The 19,777-nt window shown below is 52.1% G+C and carries 12 protein-coding genes and 2 pseudogenes; 8 read left to right on the top strand and 6 right to left on the bottom strand.

What is annotated here, in order from left to right:
* Positions 1-84 precede the first annotated feature (84 nt).
* Positions 85-3,039, top strand: a complete 2,955-nt coding sequence (locus GJV52_RS06815; RefSeq protein ID WP_100563852.1) for an Rne/Rng family ribonuclease — start codon at positions 85-87, stop codon at positions 3,037-3,039.
* A 381-nt stretch (positions 3,040-3,420) separates the two neighbouring features.
* Here GJV52_RS06815 and GJV52_RS06820 read toward each other — a convergent pair.
* Positions 3,421-4,098 (bottom strand): annotated as a pseudogene (locus GJV52_RS06820) (IS1595-like element ISNme3 family transposase).
* A gap of 156 nt (positions 4,099-4,254) precedes the next feature.
* Here GJV52_RS06820 and GJV52_RS06825 point away from each other — a divergent pair.
* Positions 4,255-6,422: pseudogene (locus tag GJV52_RS06825) on the top strand (TonB-dependent siderophore receptor).
* A 70-nt stretch (positions 6,423-6,492) separates the two neighbouring features.
* On the opposite strand, the gene aldA reads toward GJV52_RS06825, so the two are convergent.
* The gene (gene aldA, locus GJV52_RS06830; protein ID WP_095502515.1) at positions 6,493-7,935 is read right to left on the bottom strand and encodes an aldehyde dehydrogenase; all 1,443 of its coding nucleotides are present in this window, start codon (positions 7,933-7,935) and stop codon (positions 6,493-6,495) included.
* Positions 7,936-8,173: 238 nt separating this feature from the next.
* Here aldA and trpB point away from each other — a divergent pair, with 238 nt between their 5' ends.
* The 4 genes from trpB to GJV52_RS06850 all read left to right on the top strand — a co-directional run bounded on the left by trpB (position 8,174) and on the right by GJV52_RS06850 (position 12,442).
* Positions 8,174-9,379: a tryptophan synthase subunit beta gene (gene trpB / locus GJV52_RS06835; RefSeq protein WP_095502514.1), complete on the top strand. Its 1,206-nt coding sequence runs from the start codon at positions 8,174-8,176 to the stop codon at positions 9,377-9,379.
* A gap of 91 nt (positions 9,380-9,470) precedes the next feature.
* Positions 9,471-10,199, top strand: a complete 729-nt coding sequence (locus GJV52_RS06840) for a dienelactone hydrolase family protein (protein ID WP_100564113.1) — start codon at positions 9,471-9,473, stop codon at positions 10,197-10,199.
* A gap of 70 nt (positions 10,200-10,269) precedes the next feature.
* Entirely contained in the window at positions 10,270-11,076 is an 807-nt protein-coding gene (locus GJV52_RS06845; RefSeq protein WP_095502512.1) for a hypothetical protein, read from the top strand.
* A 91-nt stretch (positions 11,077-11,167) separates the two neighbouring features.
* Positions 11,168-12,442 carry an O-acetylhomoserine aminocarboxypropyltransferase/cysteine synthase family protein gene (locus tag GJV52_RS06850; protein ID WP_095502511.1) on the top strand — a complete coding sequence of 425 codons (1,275 nt, stop codon included), beginning with the start codon at positions 11,168-11,170 and terminating at the stop codon, positions 12,440-12,442.
* 194 nt (positions 12,443-12,636) lie between these two features.
* Here the strand turns inward: GJV52_RS06850 and GJV52_RS06855 are convergent, their stop codons facing one another.
* The gene (locus GJV52_RS06855; RefSeq protein WP_095502510.1) at positions 12,637-13,590 is read right to left on the bottom strand and encodes a bile acid:sodium symporter family protein; all 954 of its coding nucleotides are present in this window, start codon (positions 13,588-13,590) and stop codon (positions 12,637-12,639) included.
* 313 nt (positions 13,591-13,903) lie between these two features.
* Here GJV52_RS06855 and GJV52_RS06860 point away from each other — a divergent pair, with 313 nt between their 5' ends.
* Positions 13,904-14,293, top strand: coding sequence for an MliC family protein (locus GJV52_RS06860; protein ID WP_100564111.1), 390 nt, complete (start codon positions 13,904-13,906; stop codon positions 14,291-14,293).
* Between the two features lie 104 nt (positions 14,294-14,397).
* Here GJV52_RS06860 and GJV52_RS06865 read toward each other — a convergent pair whose 3' ends face one another.
* Both GJV52_RS06865 and polA read right to left on the bottom strand, forming a co-directional pair.
* A complete protein-coding gene (locus tag GJV52_RS06865; RefSeq protein ID WP_100564109.1) occupies positions 14,398-14,634 on the bottom strand; it encodes a cytochrome-c oxidase in 237 nt (78 codons plus the stop codon).
* A 179-nt stretch (positions 14,635-14,813) separates the two neighbouring features.
* On the bottom strand, positions 14,814-17,609 hold the full coding sequence (polA, locus tag GJV52_RS06870) for a DNA polymerase I (protein WP_100564107.1): 2,796 nt from the start codon (positions 17,607-17,609) through the stop codon (positions 14,814-14,816).
* A gap of 346 nt (positions 17,610-17,955) precedes the next feature.
* On the opposite strand from polA, the gene GJV52_RS06875 reads away from it, so the two are divergent.
* Positions 17,956-18,504: a carboxymuconolactone decarboxylase family protein gene (locus GJV52_RS06875; protein ID WP_100564105.1), complete on the top strand. Its 549-nt coding sequence runs from the start codon at positions 17,956-17,958 to the stop codon at positions 18,502-18,504.
* A 68-nt stretch (positions 18,505-18,572) separates the two neighbouring features.
* Here GJV52_RS06875 and GJV52_RS06880 read toward each other — a convergent pair whose 3' ends face one another.
* The gene (locus GJV52_RS06880; protein WP_100564103.1) at positions 18,573-19,577 is read right to left on the bottom strand and encodes a quinone-dependent dihydroorotate dehydrogenase; all 1,005 of its coding nucleotides are present in this window, start codon (positions 19,575-19,577) and stop codon (positions 18,573-18,575) included.
* Positions 19,578-19,777 lie beyond the last annotated feature (200 nt).

Raw genomic sequence — 19,777 nt, forward strand, 5'->3', positions numbered from 1 at the left:
TAAGCAGCGTGTCCCGCCTCGTGAGTGCCAGCCGGCTGCGTGAGGCCGTCTGAAAAGACGGTGCAGCCCAACGAGGTTACTATCATGAAACGTATGTTATTTAATGCAACGCAAGCCGAAGAGCTGCGCGTTGCGATTGTCGATGGCCAAAATCTGTTGGATTTGGACATCGAAACACTGGGCAAAGAACAGCGTAAGGGCAACATCTACAAAGGTGTGATTACCCGCATCGAGCCGTCGTTGGAAGCGTGTTTCGTGGATTACGGAACCGACCGACACGGCTTTTTGCCGTTTAAAGAAGTGTCGCGTTCGTATTTCCAAGATTACGAAGGCGGTCGCGCCCGCATTCAAGACGTGCTCAAAGAGGGCATGGAAGTCATCGTGCAGGTGGAAAAAGACGAGCGCGGCAACAAAGGTGCAGCCCTGACCACGTTCATCAGCTTGGCCGGACGCTATTTGGTGCTGATGCCGAATAACCCGCGCGGTGGCGGTGTATCGCGCCGTATCGAAGGCGAAGAGCGCGCCGAACTGAAAGCCGCTATGGCCGAATTGGACGTGCCGCGTGGCATGAGCCTGATTGCGCGCACCGCCGGTATCGGCCGCAGCGTGGAAGAATTGCAGTGGGACTTTGATTACCTGCTGAAACTGTGGCGCGCCATTGAAGAAGCGGGCGAAGCGCATAAAGATCCGTATTTGCTGTTTATGGAAAGCTCGCTGCTGATTCGTGCCATCCGCGATTACTACCGCCCCGACATCGGCGAGATTTTGGTCGACAATCAAGAAGTGCACGACCAAGTGTCTGAATTCATGAGCTATGTGATGCCGAACAACGTAGGCCGTCTGAAACTTTACGAAGACCACACGCCTTTGTTCTCGCGTTTCCAAATCGAACACCAAATCGAAAGCGCGTTCTCACGCAGCGTCAGCCTGCCGAGCGGCGGTGCGATTGTGATTGACCACACCGAAGCGCTGGTGTCGATTGATGTCAACTCCGCCCGCGCCACACGCGGTGCCGACATCGAAGACACAGCCTTCAAAACCAATATGGAAGCGGCCGAAGAAGTGGCACGCCAAATGCGTTTGCGCGACTTGGGCGGTTTGGTGGTCATCGACTTCATCGACATGGAAAACCCGAAACATCAACGCGATGTCGAAAACGTGTTGCGTGACGCGCTGAAAAAAGACCGCGCCCGTGTGCAAATGGGCAAATTGTCGCGCTTTGGTCTGCTTGAATTGAGCCGCCAGCGTTTGAAACCGGCTTTGGGCGAAAGCAGCCATGTGGCTTGCCCGCGTTGTGCTGGTACCGGCGTGATTCGCGGCATCGAATCGACCGCGCTGCACGTGTTGCGTATCATTCAAGAAGAAGCCATGAAAGACAACACCGGCGAAGTGCATGCACAAGTGCCGGTGGATGTGGCGACCTTCCTGCTGAACGAAAAACGCGCCGAGCTGTTTGGCTTGGAAGAGCGTTTGGATGTATCTGTATTACTGATTCCAAACATTCATCTGGAAAATCCGCACTACGAAATCAGCCGCATCCGCACCGATGATGTGGAAGAAGACGGCGAGCCGAGCTACAAACGCGTGGCCGAGCCAGCAGAAGACGAAAACGCCAAACCGTTTGGCAGCGAGCGCGCCAAAGCCGCCCGCCCTGAGCCTGCGGTCAAAGGCGTGCAGCACACTCAACCTGCGCCGACCGTAGCCGAGCAAAAGCCGGCCACTTGGTGGGACAACTTCAAAGCGTGGTTGGGCAAAATCTTCGGTGGCGCAACAACGCCTGCCGAGCCTGAAAAACCGGCGGAAGAAAAAGCCGAAAAACGCCAAGCCAATGGCAACCGCAACGGCAACAACAACCGCCGTCAGCAAAACCGCCGCCAAAACCCGCGCCGCAACAAGCGCGACGGCAGCAAGGTAGAAGTGCAAGAAGTCAGCGCCGAAGCCAAAGAAGCCAAAGCTGTTGACAGCAAAGCCGACAACAAGGCCGAAGCCAAAGCAGAAGGCAAGGACAACAACCGCAACCGCCGCGAGCGCAATCGTTCGAATAAAGAAGAACGCAACCAAACCGCTGCACCAGTTGCCGCACTGACCGATATGCCGTCTGAAACTGCCGAGCAAGCCGCACCGACTGCCAACAAACGCAGCCGCAACAATCGCAACACCAACAAAAACGTAGCCGTTGAAACCGCAGCAGAAAACGCCGTGGTTGAAAATGCTGCTGTAGAAAACGTGGTAGAGACTGCAGAAACCGCACCGGCAACTGAAAAACAGCCGCGCGAGCGCAACAACCGCAACCAACGCGACCGCAACAACAACCGCAATCAGCGTGACCGCCGCAGCAACAACAAAAAACGCAATATTCCGTCTGCCGAGAAAATCGAGCATTATCTGAATATCGCCGATTCAGCGGACAAAGTACGCTTTGCCGTGGCGCATGTGTTTGGCGAAACCGCGGCGCAAACGCCGGTAGCGGTTGCCGTGCCGAGCGAGCCGGTGGCTGAAGTGGAAGAAAACGCACCATTGGTGGTGGTGATTCCGGAGCCGGTTGAAGCCGAAGCCGTAACTTTTGCTATCGAAACTGAAGCGCCTGAAGCGGAAGCCATCCGTGTGGAAGAAAGCACCGATGACGAACGCGCCATGATCGACAGCGCAGTCGGCAACGTAACCGCTGCCGTGACTTCCGTGTTTGCCATTGAAGCGGCCGATGAGTTTCTGTCGATGACCGCCGTGCCGGCTGATCAGGAAGCTCAAGCTGTGGCAGTCATGGAAGACGAGCTGATTGCAGATAAAGCTTCGAGAGAAGTTGAAACGGCGGTGCAAGAAGTGGTGGCGAAAGAGCAGGCCGTAGCGGTAAAAGCTGCCGAAGCCATGCCCGCATTGGGTGGCTTGGTGTTTGTCGAAACTAATCCTGATGCCGTTGCTGCCTTGGCTGCCCAAGCACAACCGGAAAAAGAGTATGGTTTGCGCCGCTCCGATGTGCCGAAAGTGGAAACTGAAAACGTTGAAGTTGAGATGATTTTGGTGGAAACACGCAAAGATTAAGCAATCAATCTTGGCAAAAGCCCGATGGTTAAACATCGGGCTTTTTTTGTATTTTTATTATAGATAGCAGGAACAGGCCGAGACTTTTGCAAAACTGATGAATCATTAATAAAAACCAAAACTGCCGTCATTCTCACGCAGGTGGGAATTCATTTTTTTGAACATGACAAACTATTGAATAAAATAGGCTTATTAAATTCTGAGATGGATTCCCACCTGCGCGGGAATGACGTTGGTTTTGTATGTGCAAGTTTTTAAAGGAGTTTTATAAAGGTCAACAGGCCGTCTGAAAGTGTTCAGACGGCCTGTTGACCTTTATAAAACAATCAATATCGAATTTGCATGTCGTATTTTTACCATGGGGCTTAGGAAGCAAAAATATTAAATTGGGTTATTTCGAAGCATCTTCATTAATATTTTACCTAAATCTTCATGCCGGTGGTTAAACCTAAACTCCGTTTCTTTGAGATGCAGATAAAACATCTCTTTGGAAATACCATGAAATTTAGCCAAACGCCCCTTAGCATAACTCCAAAAAGATTCAATACCATTGATATGTTACTTTCCTCGAGCAAACTCATTGGAACCATGATGGATACGGTAATGCTTCTCATAGCCCATATCGACAAGACCGTCATATGCTTTCCAGCCGTCAGTATTGATTTCACTGTCAGCAGATATGTGACCACGTATGACCTTGATTAGTGAGGCTTTCGAAGCGTCGGGAACGATTTCCGTATAGACCACGCCATTGCGTTTCAGTATGCCAAATACGATGGTTTTACCTGACGCTCCGCGACCGCGCTTACCCCTGATACGTCGCGCACCAAAGTAAGATTCATCTAATTCGACCACACCGGACAGTGGTGAGCTTTGTTCGCACAGAGCAGCAATCCTGTGTCTGATTTTCAGGAAAATAGGATTGATACTGCGTACACTAATGCCGGTCATTTTAGCAGTATCGGAAGCGGTCAAATCAAGAGCGAAACAGCGGATTATTTCTCTAAACTTTTGCTCTGAAATTTTGCTGAACTTTTGATACTTATTTTTTAGTTTCATATTAGGAGCTTATCAGGTTTTTTGATGATTTTGCTTCCTAAGCCCCTTGCCATTTTTGATGTAAACACGCAGTCAACAGTTGTCAGGATAAATTGAGTAAATGTAGAATATAATTATTATCATTTATTTAAAATTAGTTGATATTTGGGAGAAAAAATGTTCCGCCACAATTTAACCGCTGCAGCCGTGTTGGCTGCATTATCATCTGTTGCCTTTGCCGCCGAAACCGAGCAAGCGGTGGATTTGGAAACCGTGCATGTTTCCGGCCAGCGTTCTTATAATGCCATCGCAACCGAAAAAGACGACGAATACAGCTCATCGGCCGTGACCGTCGGCACCAAAATTCCAGCATCTTTGCGCGATATTCCGCAATCCATCAGCATTTTGACCGACCAGCAAATCAAAGACCGCGATGTCGATACCTTCGACCAACTGGCGCGCCAAACGCCGGGCATGCGCGTGTTGGCCAATGACGATGGCCGCTCTTCCGTGTATGCGCGTGGTTATGAATACAGCGAATACAATGTCGACGGTTTATCATCGCCGATGGCCAGTATTTACGGCACCATGCCCAATCTGTTTGCTTTCGACCGCGTGGAACTGATGCGCGGCCCGAGCGGCTTGTTCGACAGCAGCGGTGAAATGGGCGGTATTGTGAACTTGGTGCGTAAGCGTCCGACCAAAGATTTCCAAGCCCATATTGGTGCGGGTGGTGGCACCAAAAAGCAATATAAACTCGAAGGCGATGTATCAGGCCGTCTGAACGCCGATGGCAGCGTGCGCGGCCGTGCCATGGCGCAAACATTCGGCTCTTCACCAAAACCGGCAGAAGACAACAACCATCACGAAACCGTTTACGCCGCGCTGGATTGGGACATCAACCCGAACACCACGTTTGGCTTGGGCTATCTTTATCAGCAGCGCCAAATCACCCCCGACAACGGCCTGCCGACCTATACCGACAAAACCACTCTGCCGGTAACGCATGACGTGTTGTCGGCGCGGATTGGAACGATTTCAACATGAAAAGCCATGATGTGTTTGCCGATTTGAAACATTATTTCGACAACGGCGGCTACGGCAAAATCGGCATGCGTTATGCCGACCGCAAATCGGATTCTAATTATGCCTTCGGTCTGAGCGGTGTCAATCCTGCCAATAATACGTTTAATGCCACCGGTTTGGGTTTGGAGGCCGAACAAAAAGCGTTTACCTTTGATGCCAGCTACAGCCAGCCGTTTGCATTGGGTGCGACGGCCAATGAATTTGTCGTCGGTATGGATTACAAAACCGTCGATTCAAGAACGGAGCGCGGCCAATACCACAACGGCACACCGCTTCGCCGCGGCATCGACTACCGCGATCTGTCGTCTATTGCCTATGAAGATGTTTTGGCGACCGCACGCAGCAACGGCAATTTGAATCATATTATTTCAGACAACGAAACCCGCGAACTGGGCGCATACGGCAAAGTCGTGTTCCGCCCGATAACCGATTGGTCGCTGATTGCCGGCGGGCGTGTCGGTCATTACAAACAGGAAAATTCAGGTTACAACCGCAGCTTCTCCCGCAATACCCGCCAAATGGCGACATCAACTTCAGCTTCCCAAGGCAGTCAAACCAAATTCACCGGCTACTTAGGCACAGTATGGGATTTCTCCGACACCGGCAGCCTGTATGCCAGCTACTCAACCTTGTTCCGCCCGCAATCGGAAACCGGTGAAGACGGCACACCGCTGAAACCGCGCGAAGGCAATCAATTGGAAGTAGGCTACAAAGGCAGCTACCTGAACGACCGCTTAAACACGCGTGTATCGCTGTATCGTTTGCAGGATAAAAATGCAGCAGCCAGCGTTGCCGGTTACAGCTATTCTTTGCCGCTGGCCAAGCGCGTGATGCAGGGCGTGGAAACCGAAATCAGCGGTGCGATTACGCCGAAATGGAATATCCACGCCGGTTACAGCTATTTAAACAGTAAAATCAAAACGCCGTCTTATGCATCTACTAATGATGATTTGTTCTTCCTGTTTATGCCGAAACACACGGTGAATTTGTGGACAACGTACAAACTCACGCCGAAATTTACCGTTGGCGGCGGTGTCAATGCGATGAGCAAGTTTGAGTCGAACCAAAACGTGAAAACCGGCGGCTATGCCACCTTTGACATGATGGCCGCGTATCAAGTGACGCCTAAATTGAAGGTTCAGGTCAATGCCGACAATATTTTCAACCGCAAATACTATACCCGCGTGGGTACGGTCGCGACGTTTAACATTCCGGGCGCGGAGCGCAGCGTGATGGCGAATGTGCGCTATGATTTTTAATGTGTTGAAATAAACAAAGGCCGTCTGAAATTTCAGACGGCCTTTTGATTAAACAATAAATTCAGACGGTTTAAATATCGGTTTCCAGATACACCACTTGGGTTTGCAAGTATTCTTCCAAACCGTGTTTGCCGTCGGCACCGCCGATGCCCGATTTTTTCCAACCGGCGTGGAAGCCTTGCATGGCTTCGAAGTTTTCGCGGTTGATGTAGGTTTCACCGAATTGCAGGCGGCGGGTGACGTAGAAGGCTTCGTTCAGATTGGTGGTGTACACCGAGCTGGTGAGGCCGAATTCGCAATCATTGGCCAGGCCGATGACTTCGTCCAGCGTTTCAAACGTTGCAATCGGCAATACTGGGCCGAAGGTTTCTTCTTTCATGATGTCCATGCTGTTGTCGACATTGGTCAACACCGTCGGCTCGAAGAAGAAGCCTTTGCCTTCGGCACGTTTGCCGCCGCAGGCCAAAGTTGCGCCTTGCTGAACCGCACGTTCGACTTTTTCGGCCACCGATTTCACCGCACGTTCTTCAATCAGCGGACCCATTTCCAGCGCGCCGGTTTCTGCTTCGGCCGGATTGCCGAAACGCACGCCCTGCATGGCGGCAATCATTTTTTCGGTAAACGCGTCTTTCACGCTGTTGTGCACATACACGCGCTCGGCGCAGTTGCAGATTTGGCCGGTGTTGCCCACGCGTGAGGCCAAAATCGATTTCACTGCCAAATCTAAATCCGCATCTTTCAACACGATGGCAGGTGCTTTGCCGCCTAATTCCAGCGAAACTTTGGTGATGTTTTGCGATGCGGCTTCCATCACTTGGCGGCCGGCTTCAACCGAACCGGTCAGGCTCACCATATCGACTTGCGGATGCGCCGACAAGGCATTACCGATTTCGGCACCTGCACCGTTCACCACGTTGAATACACCGGCAGGTAGGCCGACTGAATCGACGATTTCGGCGAAAATATGGCAGTTAATCGGGGTCACGCTGCTTGGTTTCATCACGATGGTGTTACCGGTGACCAAAGCCGGGCCCATTTTGCGGGCAATCAGGAAAAACGGGAAATTCCACGGCAAAATGCCGGCAATCACACCCAGCGGACGCTTAAACAGCAAAATATTTTCGCGCGGACGGTCGCTTTGGATAATCTCGCCTTCATAGCGGCGCGCCCATTCGGCCTGATAATCCAGATAATCGGCGGTGAACATTACTTCCACGCGTGCCAAGTCTTTGGTTTTACCACCTTCAGCCACGATGGTGTCGGTCAGCTCATCAGCGCGCGCACGAATGCCGTCGGCGATTTTGCGCAGATACGCACCACGCTCAACCGCCGGTGTGCGTTCCCATTCGGTTTGCGCCAAACGCGCCGCCGCAACCGCACGATCCACATCGGTCGCGCTGCCTTTCGGCTCTTTGGCAATCACTTCTTCGGTCGATGGGTTCAACACATCGCGCCATTGGCCTTGAAAATCGTTTTCAAAGCGGCCGTTGATGTACATCGCTAATTGTTTCATGCGTTTCTCCTGAGGTTGTAGTTGGATGTAATTAAAGTGTAGAAAATAATGCCGTCTGAAACAAGTAAAAAATGATGGCGGCGTGTCTGTAAGTATTAATATTTTGATTTTAAACAAATAATTTGATGAGGCCGTCTGAAAACAAATCGCAGGTAAATCGTTTATAATAGAAACGGATTCGCCGTCATCACATTTTCAGACGGCCAGAATGAAACGAATAATAGAGGACAGTCACAACATGGCAAAAGAGCAGTTAAATCCCATGATTCTGCCGGATTCAGACGGCAATTTCGGCAAACACGGCGGAAAAATCGGCCATCCCGAATTGGCCAAGGCTTTAGAAGAATTAAACACCGCGTTTCACAACATCATCGGCGATGAAGATTTCATCAACGAAATGAAACGCCTACAGGCAACTTATGTCGGCCGCCCAAGCCCGATTTACCATGCCAAAAGCCTGTCGCAACGCGGCGCACAAATTTTCCTGAAACGCGAAGATTTAAACCACACCGGCGCACACAAAATCAACCACTGCATCGGTGAAGCGTTGTTGGCGAAAAAAATGGGCAAAACCAAAGTCATTGCCGAAACCGGCGCGGGGCAACACGGCGTGGCGCTGGCAACCGCTTCGGCCTTGGTCGGCTTGGAATGTGAAATCCACATGGGCGTGGTCGATATTGCCAAAGAGCATCCCAATGTATCGCGTATGAAGATTTTGGGCGCGAAAATCGTGCCGGTGTCTGCCGGTGCGGGCACGCTGAAAGAGGCGGTGGATTCGGCATTTGAATCGTATTTGTCGCAAATGGATACGGCTATGTTTGCCATCGGTTCGGTGGTAGGGCCTGCGCCTTATCCGGAAATGGTGGCGTATTTCCAATCGATTGTCGGCCACGAAGCGCGCGAACAATTTGCTCAACAATATGGCGGCTTGCCCGATGAAGTGGTGGCCTGCGTGGGTGGTGGCTCAAATGCCATCGGCTTGTTCAACGCCTTTATCGACGATGAATCAGTCAACTTGGTCGGTGTCGAGCCGGCCGGTGAAGGCTTGGACAAACCCGGCCGCCACGCCGCAACCATGGCCAAAGGCACGTTTGGCAACATTCAAGGTTTCAACTGCTATTATTTGCAAGAAGAAGACGGCACACCCGCTGCCGTGCATTCCATCGCATCCGGTTTGGATTATCCGGGCGTGGGGCCGCAACACTGCCTGCTGAAAGACAATGGCCGCGGCCGCTACGAATGCGCCACCGACCAAGAATGTTTGGATGCGTTTTTAACCCTGTCGCGCGAAGAGGGCATTATTCCGGCGCTGGAGTCGTCCCACGCCATCGCCTACGCCTTGCGCCGCGCCGCCGAACTCGACAGCAGCAAGCGACTGCTGGTGAATTTGTCCGGCCGCGGTGACAAAGACATTGATTATGTGTTGAGTAAAATCGAAGTTTAATGATAAAAATAGGCCGTCTGAAAGTATGTTTTCAGACGGCCTCATCTCACCCAAATCCCCCCAAGTCTAACCATCAGAGAAAGGAAAGATCATGAGCATTCTCACACGCACCGTCAGCTACACCGACAGCACCGGCACTACCCTGCAAAGTCATTTCGCCTATCCGGCACAAGGCGAAAAAGCCGCCGCCGTGTTGGTCGCCCCCGAATGGTGGGGCTTGAGCGAACACGCTAAAAACAGCGCCGAGCGTTTGGCCGAACAAGGTTATGCTGCACTGGCCACCGATTTATACGGCAATGCCATGCTCACCGAAGATGCCGCCGTGGCCGGTGAAAACATGATGAAGCTGGTGAATAATCCCGAATTATTGGCCGAACGCACGCAGCTGGCTTTAGATGCGCTGGTGGCGCAAGCCGAAAGTGACGGCGAGCGTTTGGCGGCCATCGGTTTCTGCTTCGGCGGCCGCGTGGTGTTGGAAGCTGCTCGCAATGGTGCGCCATTGAAAGCGGTGGTGAGTTTCCACGGCAACCTGACGCCTTCCAAACCGGCGGAAAAAGGCGCGATTAAAGGCGAATTGCTGATTGAACACGGCGAGCTGGATACTTTGGTAACCATGGAAAGTGTCGAAGCCTTCCGCGCCGAAATGGAAGCCGCCGAAGCCCGTTTCTACATTGATGTGTTCCTCAATGCGAAACACGGCTTCACCAACCCGAAAGCCACCCACAACGGCGAGCGCAACGGCGTGGATTTAGGTTATCAGCAAGAAGCGGCTGAGCAATCATGGCAAAATATGCTGGATTTGTTCAAACGCGTGTTATAAAGTAATATTGATTTATAATATCAACAGGCCGTCTGAAATCAGGCGGCCTTATATCAAAAGGGAGAACAAAATGAACAAAATCACATGGGCAGCGCTTGCGCTGACCTTAAGTGCGCCTGCTTGGGCGCAAACACCGGTAGAAATCGTGCATCGCTTTTATCCGAAAGTTTATCGGGCGCAAAGCTGTTTTGTGGCGCAGAAAGATGACGCTTTTTACTGCATGAAGCAGGTGAAAACCGAAGTGCGCGATACGGCTTCCGGCCGGCTGATGTATTTGCTGTTTGCCGGCGACCGCTTCAATTTTGCCACCGGCAAACCCGACGGCAGCCATGTCGAGTTAGGGTTGGCCGGTATGTTTGTGCTGAAATTTTTATCGGGCAACGATTGGGAATTGGTGGCCGCCAAGCCCAAAGCTTCGGTGGGCTCGTTTGGCAACGCACCTTCCGCTGATTTGTGGACATTTCACGAATTCGGCCCCGGCCGTTGGGGCTTTTTAACCGAGCATAGCGATATGCACCAAGGTCATGCCGGCAGCGCTTATGTCGTTTATGCCCACAACGGCAAGCGCATCAGCGAAAGCTGGTTAACCGCCAGCTACAACAATTTGGGTGCGTATGGCGATAATTGTGAAATGTATCGTGAGGAAGGCGCCAAAGCCATGCGTGAATGCCGCGCCAAATTGAGCGATCTTGAGAGCAAAATCAAAATCCGCCGCGATTTGCCCGCAACCAACGGCTTTTATCCGCTACAGCTGACATTATCCGGCTATGAAGGCCGCAAAACCTACCGCAATCAGGCTTATGTTTTGCCGTTTAATGCCAAGAAAAATCAATATCTCCAGCCGAAAAACTATTCTTTGCGCGACAAAGAATATTGATAGAGAATATCTTTCAGACGGCCTAATAAATTCTCAGGCCGTCTGAAAAAAAGATTCATGCAACCATGCTAGTTCAATAAAAAGGAAAAACATGAAACGAGAAACCATCGCCCTGCACGCAGGCTATCATTCCGACCCGACCACCAAAGCTGCTGCCGTGCCGATTTACCAAACCACGTCGTACACCTTTGACGACACCCAACACGGCGCCGATTTGTTCAATTTGGCCGTGCCGGGCAACATCTACACCCGCATCATGAACCCGACCACCGCCGTGTTGGAAGAGCGTGTGGCCAAGCTCGAAGGCGGCATCGCTGCATTGGCCGTGGCCAGCGGCATGGCGGCGATTACCTATGCCGTGCAAACCTTAGTGGAAGCGGGCGACAACATCATCACCACCAAAACACTCTACGGTGGCACCTACAATTTCTTCGCCCACAGTCTGCCGCGCCAAGGCATTGAAGTGCGCTTTATCGATGCCGACAAGCCCGAGCAAATCGCCGCGCTGGCCGATGAGCGCACCAAGCTGGTGTATTGCGAATCCATCGGCAATCCGGCGATTAACGTGGTGGACATTAAAGCCTTTGCCGAAGCCGCCCACGCACAAGGTTTGCCGCTGATGGTGGACAATACCGTGCCGTCTCCGGCTTTGTTCCGCCCGATTGAACACGGTGCCGATATCGTGGTGCAATCGCTGACCAAATACATCGGCGGCCACGGCACCACCATCGGCGGCGCGATTATCGACGGTGGCCAATTCCAATGGGCCGGCAATCCGCGTTTCGACAAAATTTTCAACCAACCCGACCCGTCTTACCACGGCGTGAACTACACCGAACACTTCGGTGCCGCAGCCTACATCGCCCGCGCCCGCGTGGTGCCGCTGCGTAACACCGGTGCCGCTTTGTCGCCGCAAAGCGCGTTTTTACTGCTGCAAGGCTTGGAAACGCTCGCCCTGCGTATGGAACGCCATTGTGAAAACGCCGTGAAAGTGGCCGAATTCCTGCAAAATCATCCGCAAGTGGCGTGGGTGAACTATCCTGCGCTGGCCGACAGCCCGTATAAAGCCTTAATCGACCGCGACTACGGCGGTAAAGCTTCAGGTTTGCTCAGCTTCGGCATCAAAGGCGGCCGCGAAGCCGGTGCCAAATTCATCGACGCGCTGCAACTCTTCTTGCGCTTGGTGAACATCGGCGACGCCAAATCACTCGCCACCCATCCGGCCAGCACCACCCACCGCCAGTTAAACGACGAAGAGCTTGCCGCCGCTGGAGTTGGCGCCGACATGGTACGCCTGAGCGTGGGCATTGAGCATATCGATGACTTGTTGGCTGATTTGTCGCAAGCGTTGGAAGCGGCGAAGTAATGCGTTGAATAAATAGTTAGGCCGTCTGAAAAGCCATTACGGGTAGGGTGGGTGTGAACCCACCATGATGTTTAATCCGCAATGGTTGAAAGAGGGAATGGAAAAAGGTGGGTTGACACCCACCCTACCAAATCAAAAGGCCGTCTGAAAGCATAACTTTCAGACGGCCTTTCTATCGCTTATTTAATATCCTACTATTGCGCTTTACGCTTATCCCACCACGCAAACAGGTTGCCCAATACTGTGCCGGATACCGAGTGCCACACGCAGGCGACGGCAGTAGCGACGGCGGATTCGGCGTTGGTTGGGAAGAATTTCGCGCTCAAGCCCGTGGCTAAACCGGCATTTTGTACGCCCACTTCAATGGCCAGCGTGCGCTTTTTCGCCGTGTTCATGCCGAACAATGCGCCCGAGTAAAAGCCCAAGACATAGCCGACAATATTGTGCGCAGCAATCGCCAACACCATCACAAACGCCGATTCCATAAAGCGGTGGCCATGTACCGCGGCCACGCCGCCAACAATGCAGGCAAACGCCAACACCGCCACGCCGGGCATAATCGCGCGCACTTCGGCAAACCAGGCTTGGCGTTCAAACAACATATTACACACCGAGCCGATCACCACCGGCAGCAGCGTCACCAGCAGCATGAATTTAAACATCGCCCAGCCGTCCATCTCGACGGTTTGGCCGACCAAATACATCATCCATAAAGGCGTCATCACCGGCGCCAACACAGTCGAAACCGTGGTCATGCCGACAGAAAACGCCACGTCACCTTTGGCCAAAAACGCCATGATGTTGGAAGACACGCCGCCGGGGCAGGTGCCAACCAAGACCAAGCCCAAAGTCAGGCCGGGCGACAGGTTGAAGGCTTTGGCAATCGCCAGTGCCACCAGCGGCATAATGGTGTATTGTGCAATCGAGCCGACAAAAATATCAAACGGGCGTTGCGCCAAAATGCGGTAGTCGGCCTTGCCCAAAGTCATGCCCATGCCAAGCATGATGATGCCCAACACCAAAATCTGCGTGTCGCCTTTTACCCAAGCGAAGGTAGCCGGTTCGATAAAGGCGATGATGGAAGCCAAAATAATCACCGGTGCAGTAAATCGCGTCAGTTGGTGGCTGATGGCAGCAAAAATCGACATTTGGTTATCCTTATAGAGAAAAATCGGTAAGGCGTTTTTAACAGATTTTTACTGTGTTTAGCAAATACGTTACGGCCAAAATCTGCGGCAATTTATCGAATAAGTGCGCATAATCTACTGTTTATTACCATAATATTTCATCAATCTATCAACGAAATGAGGCCGTCTGAAACATAATGGTTCAGACGGCCTTACAATTGGTGTTTACAGGCTAATTTTTCAGACGGCCTGATACATTTTACAGATAAAAGTAGTAGAATGTAATTTACTATTGGTAATACATAAGCATACCGCAACTGAAAAGGAGTGTTTTATGAAAACCATCACCGCCGCCACATTGGCCGCTTCGATTACCCTGTTGGCTGCCTGCGCCCAAAGCGGCAACAGCCACAGCCATCATCATCACGACCATGGCCATCACCATCATCATAAAGTTGACATGAGCAAACCGATGACCTTTGAATGCAACAACGGCATGACGGTAAATGTTCAAAAAGCCGGCCAAGACAAGGTGAAACTTACCGTAGAAAACCGCAGCGCCGTGTTGACCCAAACTTCCGCCGCTTCGGGCGAACTCTACACCGGCACCACCGGCCTGTGGGGCACCGGCGCGGAATGGCACCAAAAAGGCAGTGAAGCCCACTTTGCATACACCGGCTTACACGGTGCCAAAGGCGCAACCGCCTGCTATCACGGCAAATAATTTCGGTGTGTGAAATCGTGTTATCGCAATAAAAACACGTTTGCCTAAAACAAAAGGCCGTCTAAAACTTATGTTTTCAGACGGCCTTTCGTATAGTTTAACCATTAATCCTTATCATTGCCGGCCACATCGTTGACTACATCTTCCACAAACTGTTCGACAGGATTAATGCCCGACTGCTCACGCACGATTTGGCGCTGCTCATCGGTCAACGGCTCATATACTTCCGTCGCCGCCCGCTCACGTGCTTCTTCAAGCTTGCGATCTCGCTCGTCAAAGCTCTCATATGGCTGCGGCTTCACTTTGCTCAAATCCACTTCATCGTCTTTAAAAATGCTCATATCTCGCTCCTTTGCGTTATTGTGGGGCATGGATTGAGTGTAAACAAATAGGGGTGGGGTGGCAAGTAAGGATGGGTAAAGGCTGATCTGTGCAAAACTCAATTTGCGCCTGTTCATGTCGCGAGATTTTTTAAAAATCTAAAGTTATGCACAAGAGACGGCCTTTGTTTACCTAACCATCAATGCGCTTCGTCCCAATTTTTCCCCACGCCCACTTCAGCCACCAGCGGCACATTTAATTCACCTTTGGCGACATCGGCCATAATCTCGGGCAGTTTCTGTTTGACTAAATCCAATTCCGATTCCACCACTTCCAGCACCAATTCGTCATGCACCTGCATAATCAGTTTGCTTTGCAGGCCGTCTGAAACGAGCCATTGGCGCACGTCTTTCATGGCGCGTTTGATGAGGTCGGACGCGGTGCCTTGCATGGGGGCGTTGATGGCGGCGCGTTCGGCACCGGCGCGGGCGTTGCCGTTTTTGCTGTGGATGTCGGGCAGGTAGAGGCGACGGCCGAATTGGGTTTCGACATAGCCTTGCTGCGCGGCTTGTTCTTTGGTGCGTTGCATGTAATCGGCCACGCCCGGGTAGCGGGCGAAGTAGCGGTCGATAAAGTTTTTCGCCGACACGGCATCGATGCCAAGTGATTTGGCAAGCCCGTATTGACCCATGCCGTAAATCAGGCCGAAGTTGATGGTTTTGGCGTAGCGGCGTTGGTCGGCGCTGACGTTTTCGGGGGCAACGCCGAACACTTCGGCGGCGGTGCGGCGGTGTACGTCTTCGCCGTTTTGGAACGCTTCAAGCAGGGTTTTGTCGCCGCTCAAGTGCGCCATAATCCGCAATTCGATTTGCGAGTAGTCGGCAGAAACAATCACGCTGCCGACTGGTGCGTTGAAGGCGCGGCGCACTTTGCGGCCTTCTTCGGTGCGGATGGGTATGTTTTGCAGGTTGGGGTTGTTGCTCGCCAAGCGGCCGGTGATGGCGACGGCTTGGGCGTAGGTGGTGTGCACGCGGCCGGTGCGCGGGTTGACCATTTCCGGCAGCTTGTCGGTGTAGGTGGATTTGAGTTTGGTCAAGCCGCGGTTTTCCAAGATGATTTTCGGTAATGGAAAATCGGCGGCCAGTTGTTCTAACACGGCTTCGTTGGTCGATACGCCGCCTGATGCGGTTTTTTTCAGGCCTTTGGTCGGAATGCCCATTTTGCCGAACAGGATTTCTTGCAGCTGTTTCGGCGAATTGAGGTTAAACGGCTGACCGGCGGCTTCATAGGCTTGCTGTTCCAATTCGAGCAAGCGGCGGCCGAGCTCGTGGCTTTGGGCGGCCAATTCGGCTTTGTCGATTTGCACGCCGGTGCGTTCCATTTCAAACAACACCTGTGCTACGGGCAATTCCATGTTTTGATAAATATCGCGCTGCTTGTCGTCCATTTGTTTGACCAAATGGTTTTCGATGCGCAGGGCGAAATCGGCATCTTGGCAGGCGTATTCGGTGACTTGTTCTAAGGCGACATCGGCAAACGAAATCGCTTTCGCCCCCTTGCCGCACAAGGATTCGTAGGTCACGGTTTCCAAACCCAGCCAACGCTCGGCCAGCTCATCCAAGCCGTGTCCCAAATGGCTTTCTACAATATAAGAAGCGAGCATGGCATCGCCGCTGATGCCTTGAAGCGCGATGTCGTAATTGGCGAACACGTGTTGGTCGTATTTCAGGTTTTGGCCGATTTTGTGCAGCGTTTCGCTTTCTAAAAATGGTTTCAGACGGCCTAATACGTCTTCCAAAGCCAATTGGTCGGGCGCGGCGGCCGGCGTGTGGCCGACCGGAATATACACCGCTTCGCCGGCGGCAAAGGCGATGCTGATGCCGACCAATTGCGCGTTCATGGCATCGAGTGAGGTGGTTTCGGTGTCGAGGCCGATGGTGTGCGCGGCGGCGAGTTTGCTTAATAAGTCGGCAAACTGGGCTTCGGTGGTGATGGCTTGGTAATCCAGCTTGGCCGGTTTTTCGGCTTGGGTGATGATGTGTTCAGACGGCATTTCAGCGGCCAATGCGGCTTGTTCGCCGATGTCGAGATTGGCAAACAAATCATCGCCTTGAGCCGTTTCGCGCAGACGCTCTTCCGCTTCTTTGAGCCAAGTGCGGAAGTTGAGGCGCTTGAATTCGACTGCCAATTGAGACCATTTCGGGGTTTGGCGGCGCAGGCTGTCGAGGCCGTCTGAAAGCTCGCCGTGCAAATCCAAATCGGTTTTAATGGTGACCAATTCATACGATAAAGGCAGGCGCGGCAGGGCGGCTTGCAGGTTTTCGCCGACTTTGCCTTTGATTTCAGCTGCGTTGGCCATCACGCCTTCGAGTGAGCCGTATTGCTCCAGCCATTTGACGGCGGTTTTCGGGCCACATTTTTCCACACCCGGTACGTTGTCCACTTTGTCGCCCATCAGCGCCAGATAATCGCGGATTTGGTCGGGGCGCACGCCGAATTTGGCGGCCACGCCTTCGCTGTCGAGCGTTTCGCCGCTCATGGTGTTGACTAAAGTGACTTGTTCGTTGACCAATTGCGCCATGTCTTTGTCGCCGGTGGACACAATCACGTTCATGCCCGCATCGCCGCCTTGTTGCGCCAGCGTGCCAATCACGTCATCGGCTTCCACGCCCGGAATCACCAACACCGGCCAGCCCATCAGCCGCACCAGTTCCGGCAGTATTTCCGCTTGCGGGCGCAAATCATCGGGCATAGGCGGGCGGGTGGCTTTGTAGTCGGCAAACATATCGTGGCGGAAGTTTTTGCCTTTGGCATCAAACACTACTGCGCAATAATCGTGCACATGGTCGGCACGCAGACGGCGCAGCATGTTTAACACGCCGTACACCGCGCCGGTGGGTGTGCCGTCGGGGGCGGTGAGCGGTGCCATCGCGTGGTAGGCGCGGTAGAGATAAGATGAGCCGTCGACTAACAGCAGGGTTTGGTTTGATGACATGATAAAGCCTTTGCAACAACGGCGCGTGATGAAACAGGCCGTCTGAAATCTAAGAAAATAAAGTACATTATAAAGGAAAAGACAGCGTTCTTTATATATTGCGGCTGTGGTTTGGCAGGTATATGAAATAACCGCCATAAATTAATGCCATGTTGGAAAATAGTGTCAGATGGCGTGTTAATAAATAAGCTAATGTGATGATAGTAATTTAATTTTGAATAAAATCATATATCTGCTGTTAATATAGCTTTTGGTTTTAAGCAAATAACTTTTAGTGCTTTTACTATCTGTACGAATCGGCTAGCATGGTTTGTTTATTTTTATTTGATGGATAAAGGAAATCATCATGGCACGTTTGACTGTACACAATTTGGATACCGTTCCTGAAGCTGCGAAACCACGCATGGAAGCGGTTTTGAAAAACAACGGCTTTATCCCGAATTTAATCGGCGTTTTGTCGAATGCCCCTGAAGCCTTGGCGTTTTATCAAGAAGTCGGCAAGATGAATGCCGCCAACAGTCTGACCGCCGGTGAAGTGGAGGTGGTGCAAATCATCGCTGCCAAAACCAACGAATGCGGCTTCTGCGTGGCCGGCCACACCAAATTGGCGACCTTGAAAAAGCTGATGTCCGAGCAGTCTATCCAAGCCGCGCGCGCTTTGGATGCGGGTGCATTTGACGATGAGAAATTGTCTGCATTGGCGGCGTTTACCCAAGCGGTGATGGCGAAAAAAGGCGCGGTAGCCGATGCCGAATTGCAAGCTTTCTTCGATGCCGGTTACAACCAGCAGCAAGCGGTTGAAGTGGTGATGGGTGTGGCTTTGGCGACCTTGTGTAACTATGTCAACAATTTGGCGCAATCTGACATCAACCCTGAATTGCAAGCATACGCTTAATGATTGGTTTAAAATAAACAAAGGCCGTCTGAAACGTTCAGATGGCCTTTGTTTATGGATGATTGTGTTTAGCGAATCGCAGCGATGCAGTCTTTCACCAGTGCAGGGCCTTGGTAGATTAAGCCACTGTACACTTGCACGGCGGTCGCGCCCAAGCGGATTTTTTCGGCGGCATCTTGGCCTGATGTGATGCCGCCGACACCGATAATCGGCAATGCACCGTCGATGTGTTCAGCCAATAATTTCAGCACTTGGTTGCTTTTCTCACGCACCGGCAAGCCGCTCAAGCCGCCTTGTTCTTGCGCTAAGACGTGGTTGCCTAATGACGATTTGTCGATGGTGGTGTTGGTGGCGATGATGCCGTCCATTTGCACGTTTTTAACCACGTGGACGATGTCTTCGATTTGCGCTTCGTCCAAATCAGGGGCGATTTTCACCGCCAGCGGTACATATTTACCGTGTGCTGCGTGTAAGTGCGCTTGTTTGTTTTTTAAGGTTTCCAGCAATGCGCTCAATTCGTCGCCGCCTTGTAAGGCGCGCAGGTTTTTGGTGTTCGGCGAAGAAATGTTCACGGTGATGTAATCGGCGTGGGCGTAGGCTTTTTCCAAACAAATCAGGTAATCATCGGCGGCATGTTCAATCGGGGTCACGGCGTTCTTACCGATATTGATGCCCAAAATGCCTTTGTAGCTGCTGGCTTCGATGTTGCGAATCATGGCATCGATGCCGTGGTTGTTGAAGCCCATGCGGTTGATGATGCCTTGGTGTTCGGGCACGCGGAAAAGGCGCGGTTGTGGGTTGCCGGGTTGTGGTTTGGGGGTGACGGTACCGACTTCAAGAAAGCCGAAACCGAGTGCGCCGAACGCATCAATGCATTCGCCGTTTTTATCCAAGCCTGCCGCCAAGCCGATCGGATTGGGCAGGTGCAGCCCCATCAGTTTGGTGGCTTTACCTTGGTTGTTGGCAAAGGGAATCAGGCCGATTTTGTGTAGGTTTTTCAGGCTTGTGAGGGTGAGGTGGTGAGCCTTTTCAGCATCGAGTTTGAATAAGGCGGAGCGGGCGAGGGCATACATGGGCAGGCTTTCTCAATAGTGGAAACAATGGCGGTATTTTACCTGAAAAAATGGCTTAGGCCGTCTGAAACAGTTTGTAAGCTGATAATGGTCAAGCTTCTTGTATCCAAATCTGAGGTTTTTAAAGGCTGCGACCTGATGAATCCACGCTTAAGCGAAAACGCACATCAGCTTAAATGAATCTGCTAAACTGTCGGCCA

Source organism: Neisseria brasiliensis (assembly GCF_009671065.1).
GTDB classification, from domain to species: Bacteria; Pseudomonadota; Gammaproteobacteria; order Burkholderiales; family Neisseriaceae; genus Neisseria; species Neisseria brasiliensis.

Excerpts from the sequence above, each read along its gene's own strand:
- polA (WP_100564107.1), bottom strand. The coding sequence starts at position 17,609 with ATGTCATCAAACCAAACCCTGCTGTTAGTCGACGGCTCATCTTATCTC.
- trpB (WP_095502514.1), top strand. The coding sequence starts at position 8,174 with ATGGCAAAAGAGCAGTTAAATCCCATGATTCTGCCGGATTCAGACGGC.
- GJV52_RS06840 (WP_100564113.1), top strand. The coding sequence starts at position 9,471 with ATGAGCATTCTCACACGCACCGTCAGCTACACCGACAGCACCGGCACT.
- GJV52_RS06845 (WP_095502512.1), top strand. The coding sequence starts at position 10,270 with ATGAACAAAATCACATGGGCAGCGCTTGCGCTGACCTTAAGTGCGCCT.
- GJV52_RS06865 (WP_100564109.1), bottom strand. The coding sequence starts at position 14,634 with ATGAGCATTTTTAAAGACGATGAAGTGGATTTGAGCAAAGTGAAGCCG.
- GJV52_RS06815 (WP_100563852.1), top strand. The coding sequence starts at position 85 with ATGAAACGTATGTTATTTAATGCAACGCAAGCCGAAGAGCTGCGCGTT.
- aldA (WP_095502515.1), bottom strand. The coding sequence starts at position 7,935 with ATGAAACAATTAGCGATGTACATCAACGGCCGCTTTGAAAACGATTTT.
- GJV52_RS06850 (WP_095502511.1), top strand. The coding sequence starts at position 11,168 with ATGAAACGAGAAACCATCGCCCTGCACGCAGGCTATCATTCCGACCCG.
- GJV52_RS06875 (WP_100564105.1), top strand. The coding sequence starts at position 17,956 with ATGGCACGTTTGACTGTACACAATTTGGATACCGTTCCTGAAGCTGCG.
- GJV52_RS06860 (WP_100564111.1), top strand. The coding sequence starts at position 13,904 with ATGAAAACCATCACCGCCGCCACATTGGCCGCTTCGATTACCCTGTTG.
- GJV52_RS06855 (WP_095502510.1), bottom strand. The coding sequence starts at position 13,590 with ATGTCGATTTTTGCTGCCATCAGCCACCAACTGACGCGATTTACTGCA.
- GJV52_RS06880 (WP_100564103.1), bottom strand. The coding sequence starts at position 19,577 with ATGTATGCCCTCGCCCGCTCCGCCTTATTCAAACTCGATGCTGAAAAG.